Genomic DNA, 6,005 nt, shown 5'->3' on the forward strand with positions numbered 1-6,005 from the left:
CAACGCCCGACCGCGAAAGAGACTGGGATTCGAGACCCCGAAGGAGCGCTATGTACACGCCTGGTAGACGGGAGCGTCAGCGGTCGAAGTGTTGCACTTCAGACTTGAACTCACGCCGACTCAGCTGAGCCCGACTGCGACAGCCCTCCGCTGTCCGGAGGCGCGGGGTGTGGTTGCGGGACCGTCAACCCAGCCTCGCGCATCGCCTTCAGGTTCACAGGGAAACAGACGATTTCGGCGTCGCGTGGGAATCCGTGACGCGCGATGACCTGTTCGTACGTCAGGCGCTGCATGTGGATGATCGCGCCGGACGGGGCGCCATGGGCCCGAATGGCAGGAGCGTCGGACTTGAGCGCGTAGAAGTAGCCGACGTCTGGCAGCTTCGCGTCGCCCACGGCCCCTCCCCTAGGGTTCGGTCTAACAACGTTTATACGGACCCGCATAACCGTCTTACGCAGACCGCCGGGTGTCGCATAAGACAATAGCACCGCAGCTCACGTCCTTGGGACGAGTGTTACGCGGACCCGCATAAGCCCTGCTCGGCACTCGCTCGGACTCCCAACATTCACGTCGGATGGCTGGGGTTTGCACATCGTTCCGCATGCCTCTTGCGCTCTCACCTTGGCTGCCGTTCAATGGTGGCGAGACCCTATAGCACGGTGGAGGCGACACATCGTGACCGACTGCGTTCTCTACGCTCGCGTCAGCACAAAAGAACAGCAAGACGAGGGCTACTCGCTCGATGCCCAGCGCAAGGCTCTGGCACGGTTCTGCGACTCTCACGGCCTGACTCCCGTCGCTTCCTTCGAAGAGGCCGAGAGCGCCAGCAAGCCGGGGCGCAGAGAGTTCGCTGAGATGGTGACGTACTTTGCCTCGCATCCAAACGTCCGGACGCTCGTCGCGTGCAAGCTTGATAGAGTCGCCCGCAACTGGAACGACAGCCTCGCACTACAAAACCTCGGGGTGAGGATCAGACTCGTGGAGGGCGACGTCGGCGAGGGTCCGGAAGGACGGCTCAACGCCGACATTCAACAGTCATTCGCCAACTTCTACTCGCTGAATCTAAGCCGCGAAGTTAAGAAGGGGATGCACGAGAAGGCGGTCCAAGGGGGGTGGGGCCATCGTGCCCCGCTGGGCTACCTGAACGAGAACAAGGCCATCGTGCCTGACCCTGCCAGCGCCGACCACGTGGCCTTCGCCTTCGAACGGTACTCCACGGGCCTCGTCTCACTTGTCGATCTCGCAAACGAAGTGTACGCGCGTGGCCTGCGCACCAAGGGTGGAAACAAGGTCGGTAAGAGCACGCTTCACCACGCGCTCACGAATCCGATCTACTGCGGACTCATCCGAGAGAACGGTGAGCTGCATCAGGGGCAGCACTCCCCTCTTGTCTCTGCACGCCTGTTCGAGCAAGTGCAGGCCGCATTCGAACCGAACCGCAACGGCAACAAGCAGCACAAACACGAGTTCCTGCTGCGCGGCTTCCTTACCTGCGCGGACTGTGGGTGCAAGATCACGGCTCAAGAGACCAAAGGCCACGTCTACTACCGCTGTACGCACGGCAAGGGCAAGGACGCCTGCGGGCAGCGTGGAACGGTACGCGAGGAGAGACTCGTGCCGCAGGTCGCTGACGTGCTGCGCAAGATAGCCCTCAAGCCGCACCACGTCTCTGCTCTCCTGCGACACGCCGAGGAACTGGACTCAGACCTTGTTGGCGAATCCCTGCGCCAGCAAGAGGCTCTGAGGCTCCAGATCGCGGAGGTCGAGCGCAAGGCCTCGCTGCTCGCTGACAAGCTGCTCGACGGCACGGTCAGTGATACGGTCTACCGTGAGAAGGCGAAAGCGCTGACCGATGAAGGCAACGCTTTCAAACTGCGCCTCTCGGCGCTTCAAACCACACCTATCGAGACAACGCCGCTGGTCAAGGCTCTGACTGACGCGGCGGCGGGCGCGAGCATCACCTTTGAGAACGCTTCCCCTGAGGTAGCACGGGAAGTGCTCGCGCTGACACTTTCAAACCTGTCGCTCTCTCACGGTGAAATAGTGTCCTACCAGTGGAAACGCCCCTTCGAAGTCCTCGAATTGGACTCCAAAGGGGCGCTATGTGAAGAATGGTGGGCGATAGAGGATTTGAACCTCTGACCCCTTCCGTGTCAAGGAAGTGCTCTCCCCCTGAGCTAATCGCCCATCTGGCAGCCCCCTGAGAGGCAGCGAACGATAGTGTAGCAAAGCCTTCGCTGAAGTGAAGCCCCCATTCTCAACCGCGGGTGCCAAGTATGCGAAATTGACCCTTGCACGCCCGAAAAGGTGCCGCTAGACTGGCTAAGCGCGCGGACGTGGCTCAGCTGGTAGAGCACAACCTTGCCAAGGTTGGGGTCGCGGGTTCGAATCCCGTCGTCCGCTCCATCGACCCGATCGAAGGCTGGTCAGAGGGTCCCGAGAAACGGGCCTGAACGGCCAGCCTTCTTTTCATAAGGCGGCACATCGGCCGCCCATAATGGCGACGTGGCCAAGTGGCAAGGCAGGGGCCTGCAAAGCCCTTATCCCCGGTTCGAATCCGGGCGTCGCCTCCAAGAACGAATACGGCCGACAGGGCAATCCCCTGCCGGCCGTTTCTTGTTGTCTGTGATGCAGATTGCGTGCACCGCCCGGCAGCGACGCCGCGGCCCGCATCCAGACACGCCATGGGGCCAGCTCGGCTAGGTGCCGACCGACCGCTTGGTCACTGAGAGGCTTGTGCTAGCTCGCGTACTTGAGCTCAATGCGCTTGGCCTGCTCGAGACGCATCAGGCCGCGCTCAACGTCACGCGGGTCCGGGATGTTCTCGACGGCCCACTGAATTATCTCAGCGGGTACGAGGGGATAGCGCTTTCGCGCTTGAGCCAGGGTCATGGCTGCTCCTTCTGCTACGACTATTGCTACGACTGGTGGTGTGGTGTGATGACCCTTACGCCGGTAAGTGTCCCTTCCTCGGCCGTGTAGCGCAAGACAGCCCGCTCGTGGGCGAAGCCGAACCGTAACCTTGGGCTTGAGCCTAAGAACCCCAGCGCTTGAAGAGGTTGTGCTCGACATCGAGCACGTCGAGCACCTTGCCCACAACGAAGTTGACGAGGTCGTCGACGGACTCCGGCTTTGTGTAGAACGCAGGCATCGCAGGGACGATGATTGCGCCAGCCTCGGCGGCGGCGGTGAGATTGCGCAGGTGGATGAGGCTCATCGGCGTCTCACGCGGCACCAGAACCAGCGGCCGGCGCTCCTTGAGCATCACATCGGCCGCGCGTTCCGGCAGGTCGTCCGCCAGGCCGTGCGCGACCGAGGCGAGGAAGCCCATCGAGCACGGCGCGACAATCATCGCGTCGGTGCGGTGCGAGCCTGAAGCCATCGCGTCGAACATGTCCTCGGGATACGCGACGCGCAACTTGTCAGCCGTTGGGAGCTCTAGGAACGCCGCCAGCGCCACGGCTGCGACCCGAGCATCCTCCGACGGCAGCTGAAAGCCCAGCTCAAAGGCGGAGACTTCTCGGCCTGCTTCGGTGAAGACGACGGAGACGTCGTGGCCAGCAAGCACAAGCTGCTCGATCAGGCGCATGCCGTAGCAGCTGCCCGAGGCCCCCGTTACGACAACCGTGCATGCACCCATCGCTGCCTCTCCCCTCACCTTGGCCACCGGTCGACGACTCCGCCGAGCAGAACCACGACGGCCACCATTCCATTCACGTTGAAGAAGGCCGCGTTGACCCGCGACATGTCATCCGGCGAGATGATCGCGTTCTCGTAGAACAGCAGGCCGGCGGCGATGGCCACGCCCGCGTAGTACGCCCACCCCACGCCCAGCAACCATCCGCCGAGCGCGAACAGGACGATCGTAAGCGCATGGGTAATGCGCGTGACCGTCAGGCCTGTGGCGACGCCGAAGTCGGCCGGGATCGAGTGAACGCCGTCGCGCACGTCGCACTCGTAGTCCTGTGTCGCGTAGATGATGTCAAAGCCCGCGGTCCAGATCGCGACGGCGGCGCCCAGGACCCACGGCGCTGGGTTAGTCAGCGGCGCACCCACCGCGGCCCAGCCGCCGGTCACGCCCAAACCGAGGCAGATGCCCAGCCAGAAGTGGCAAAACCACGTGAAGCGCTTCAGGTACGGGTAGACGACGAAGAACGCCAGCGGAATCGGCCACAGCCAATGCGTGATCGGTGCAAGCTGAAAGCACGCGAGTACGTAGGCCACCAGCACGATCGCCGAGAACACCCAGAGCTCGGCGCGCGAAATCGTGCGCGCGGGAATCGGCCGACCAGCGGTACGAGGATTGCGTGCGTCTATCTCGGCGTCCACCGCGCGATTGACGACGAAGGCGAAGCTGCGCGCACCCACCATGGCGACCGTAACCCAGATCAGCGCCCACAGCGTAGGCATTGGGTTCTGGGGGTCGCCGAAGGCCGGGTTGACCCAAGGTGTTGCTACGGTCCCGCCGACGACCGCCGCGCCGTACAGCGCGCCGAGGTAGGCGTACGGCAGCGCGAAGATCGAGTGCTCGAACTTGACCAGCTCGGCGAAGGTCTTGACCTTGCCGGACCGCTTGATGGCCGCCTCGCTCACAGTCCCAGCTCGCCCCACAGCTCGTCGACGCGCGCCTTGACCTCGGCGGACATCTCGAGCGAGTCCGGCCACTCGCGCTCATGGCCTTCGCCGGGAAGCGGCTTGGTAGCGTCGATGCCCATCTTGTAACCGAAGCTCTGGTAGTTGCTCGAATGATCGAGGCGGTCCAGCGGGCCCTTCGAGATCAGGATGTCTCGGCTGGGATCAACGTTGTTGAAGCAGCGCCACGCCACCTGCGAGTAGTCGTGACAGTCGACGTCGGCGTCGACGACGATCACGAACTTCGTGAACATCATCTGGCCCATCGACCATGCGAAGTTCATCACGCGAAACGCCTGACCCGCGAACTCCTTCTTGAGCTGGAAGATCACGCAGTTGTGAAACACGCCTTCGAGCGGCATGTCGTAGTCGATGATCTCCGGCATGATCGCCTTGATGACCGGCAGGAAGAGACGCTCCGTGGCCTTGGCGAGGTAGTCGTCCTCCATAGGCGGCGGGCCGACGATCGTCGCGCAGTAGATCGGTTCCTTGCGCATCGTGATGGCCTCGACGTGAAACACCGGGAAGTAGTCGGCCAGTGAGTAGTAGCCAGTGTGGTCGCCGAACGGACCCTCCCAGCGCGTCTCCTCCAGGTCGGTCCAACCTTCGAGCACGATCTCAGCGTGTGCTGGAACCATCAGGTCGTTGGTGATGCACTTGACGACCTCGACCGACTCGCCCCGAACGATGCCCGAGAACAGGTACTCGTCAATCAGCGGAGGTACCGGAGCGGTGGCCGAGAAGATCGTGCACGGGTCGGCGCCGATGGCGACGCTCACGGGCACGCGTGTCGCGCCGGCTGCCTTCCATGCGCGCATGTTCTTGGCGCCGTCGTGGTGCTCGTGGATGTGAAGCCCAGTGGTGTTCCTGTCGAACACCTGGAGGCGATACATCCCCACGTTCGGCTTGCCCTTCGGGTCACTGGTGACCACGAGCGGAAGCGTGACGAAAGGGCCGCCGTCTTCGGGCCAGGTAGTGAGCACGGGCAGCTTGGTCAGGTCGACCTCCTCGCCGCGCAGAACCACCTGCTGGCACGGAGCCTTCTTGACCTCCTTGGCACCGGACGTGGCCAAGTCCTTGAGGTTCATGACGATGTCGAGCTTGCCCCTCATCGACGCAGGCATGTCGAGGGGCAGCAGGTCGGTGACGCGCTTGGCAACACCGTCGAGATCCTTCCACGTGCCCGTCTCGGAGTCGACGCCCAGAGCCCACGACATACGCTCGTAGCTGCCCATGAGGTTGATCGCCACCGGCATTCCATAAGGCTCGCCGGTCTGTCGGTTGATGGGGTTCTCGAAGATCAGCGCCGGGCCCACCTGCTTGCTGACGCGGTCGGTGATCTCTCCGATCTCGAGGTTGGGATCTACCTCGGC

General features: G+C 63.0%; 6 protein-coding genes and 3 tRNA genes. 3 read left to right on the plus strand and 6 right to left on the minus strand.

Annotated elements, in window-relative coordinates:
- Positions 1-110: 110 nt before the first annotated feature.
- Positions 111-395: a hypothetical protein gene (locus P4L93_03410; GenBank protein ID MDR3685995.1), complete on the minus strand. Its 285-nt coding sequence runs from the start codon at positions 393-395 to the stop codon at positions 111-113.
- Between the two features lie 280 nt (positions 396-675).
- Between P4L93_03410 and P4L93_03415 the strand changes: the two genes are divergently transcribed.
- Positions 676-2,142 carry a recombinase family protein gene (locus P4L93_03415; protein ID MDR3685996.1) on the plus strand — a complete coding sequence of 489 codons (1,467 nt, stop codon included), beginning with the start codon at positions 676-678 and terminating at the stop codon, positions 2,140-2,142.
- On the opposite strand, the gene P4L93_03420 is transcribed toward P4L93_03415, so the two are convergent.
- Positions 2,113-2,187: transfer RNA gene (locus tag P4L93_03420), tRNA-Val, on the minus strand. The genes P4L93_03415 and P4L93_03420 overlap by 30 nt on opposite strands.
- A 143-nt stretch (positions 2,188-2,330) precedes the next feature.
- Here P4L93_03420 and P4L93_03425 point away from each other — a divergent pair.
- Together P4L93_03425 and P4L93_03430 are read left to right on the plus strand one after the other, a co-directional pair.
- Positions 2,331-2,406, plus strand: a tRNA-Gly gene (locus P4L93_03425).
- A 93-nt stretch (positions 2,407-2,499) separates the two neighbouring features.
- Positions 2,500-2,573, plus strand: a tRNA-Cys gene (locus P4L93_03430).
- A 166-nt stretch (positions 2,574-2,739) separates the two neighbouring features.
- Here P4L93_03430 and P4L93_03435 read toward each other — a convergent pair.
- The 4 genes from P4L93_03435 to P4L93_03450 all read right to left on the minus strand — a co-directional run.
- A complete protein-coding gene (locus P4L93_03435; protein MDR3685997.1) occupies positions 2,740-2,892 on the minus strand; it encodes a hypothetical protein in 153 nt (50 codons plus the stop codon).
- A gap of 142 nt (positions 2,893-3,034) precedes the next feature.
- Positions 3,035-3,640 carry a UbiX family flavin prenyltransferase gene (locus P4L93_03440; GenBank protein MDR3685998.1) on the minus strand — a complete coding sequence of 202 codons (606 nt, stop codon included), beginning with the start codon at positions 3,638-3,640 and terminating at the stop codon, positions 3,035-3,037.
- A gap of 14 nt (positions 3,641-3,654) precedes the next feature.
- On the minus strand, positions 3,655-4,593 hold the full coding sequence (locus P4L93_03445) for a 4-hydroxybenzoate octaprenyltransferase (GenBank protein MDR3685999.1): 939 nt from the start codon (positions 4,591-4,593) through the stop codon (positions 3,655-3,657).
- Positions 4,590-6,005, minus strand: a 1,416-nt coding sequence (locus P4L93_03450) for a menaquinone biosynthesis decarboxylase (GenBank protein ID MDR3686000.1), incomplete at its 5' end; no start/stop codon positions are given. The genes P4L93_03445 and P4L93_03450, both read right to left, overlap by 4 nt.

It is taken from the genome of Coriobacteriia bacterium, from assembly GCA_031292615.1.
GTDB lineage: Bacteria > Actinomycetota > Coriobacteriia > Anaerosomatales > JAAXUF01 > JARLGT01.

Coding starts and splice junctions, on each gene's coding strand:
- P4L93_03435 (MDR3685997.1), bottom strand. CDS start 2,892: ATGACCCTGGCTCAAGCGCGAAAGCGCTATCCCCTCGTACCCGCTGAG.
- P4L93_03440 (MDR3685998.1), bottom strand. CDS start 3,640: ATGGGTGCATGCACGGTTGTCGTAACGGGGGCCTCGGGCAGCTGCTAC.